This window comes from Exiguobacterium sp. s145 (genome assembly GCF_018618835.1).
In the GTDB taxonomy this organism is placed as follows: Bacteria; Bacillota; Bacilli; order Exiguobacteriales; family Exiguobacteriaceae; genus Exiguobacterium_A; species Exiguobacterium_A artemiae.
Window position 1 is genome coordinate 1 of the sequence record NZ_JACSMV010000044.1, and the last position, 1291, is coordinate 1291.

A 1291-nucleotide genomic window follows, 5' to 3' on the forward strand; every position below is an offset into this window, starting at 1 on the left:
TAGACTGACCTAGCAATATGAGACACATATAAAACACCTTGATTAGGCTGCCAGTACACCGTATTTTTTCGGTGTCAGGTAGCCTAATTTTTCTTGGATTCGTTCTTCGTTATAGTAATTTAAGTAATTGATAACGCGTTCAGAGACCTCATGGTCTCTTAGTGAATTAAATTTGACGTACTGAAACTCCTCGGACTTTAAATTAGAGTGGAACGATTCGATAACTGCGTTGTCCCAACAGTTTCCTCTACGAGACATGCTGCTTGTTAGGTGATTCCTCTTAACGAATTCTTGAAAGGCGTATGATGTATAGACACTTCCTTGGTCCGAATGAAGGATGACCCCCTCGGGGTAGTTTCGATTCTCAAGCGCTATCTTCAACGTATCGATCACAAGAGGCGTTTGTTGATGCTCGTATAACTTATAGGCGATGATTTCGTTATTGAATAGGTCCATGATAGTTGAAAGATATTTCGTCGTGCTGCCGTATTGGATATAGGTGATATCCGTCACCCACTTCTGATTCGGTTTACTTGCTGTGAAATCACGCTTGATAAGATCCGGTGCCGTTATGATGCGCTCACCTTGAGACTTCCATCTTCGTTTCGGCTTAATCCGACATTGGAGATGGTGTTTTTGCATGATTTTCTGTACGGTATTCCGATTGGCTTTCAACTGATAGATTTGCTGTAATAATGCCTTTATTTTTCGATGTCCATTCCGATACTTCGTCTGTTTACTTAGTTCAATGATGGCTTTTTCTAGCACCGACGGTGCTTTCACAGATTCTTTAATCCAACGGTAATAGCTTGCTCTTGATACATTCAAAGCACTAAGAATAGCGATGACTGTATACTTCCCCCGAAGAAACTCTACAATTTTTATGACTGTTTCTTTCTCAACTCTCTTTCGATCTCCATGTACTTTTTTAAGATCTCGTTTTCCATCTTCAGATGAGATATTTGTCGTTCTCTCTTGTCATCCTCACTCGCAGAATCTGGTCCATGTCCATAGGTATATTGTTTTCCAATCGGCTGATCGAATCGATAGAGTTCATTAGACCGATACCATCTCATCCATGTTTCGACTTGCGATTTGTTTTTGATTCCGTACTTCTCCATGATCTCTTTCGTCGTTAGCTCACCACTCAGTTTTTCTTTGACTACCGCCCATTTCACTTCACTTGAATATACGTTTTTGCCCATGCAAAAACACCTCCGATATTAGTACTTTTTAAAAGTGTACCACTCCGAAGGTGTTTTATATTGTCTCAAAATTTTAGGTTAGCCCA

1 protein-coding gene is annotated in these 1291 nt (G+C 40.2%); it reads right to left on the reverse strand.

What is annotated here, in order from left to right; all coding sequences use genetic code 11:
• Window positions 1-42: 42 nt before the first annotated feature.
• Window positions 43-1205, reverse strand: a protein-coding gene (locus KNQ07_RS15925) for an IS3 family transposase (RefSeq protein ID WP_214767976.1) whose coding sequence is annotated in 2 segments (ribosomal slippage) — window positions 43-929 and window positions 929-1205 — 1164 coding nt in all. Because the reading frame shifts where the segments join, the coding sequence is not laid out codon by codon here.
• Window positions 1206-1291 lie beyond the last annotated feature (86 nt).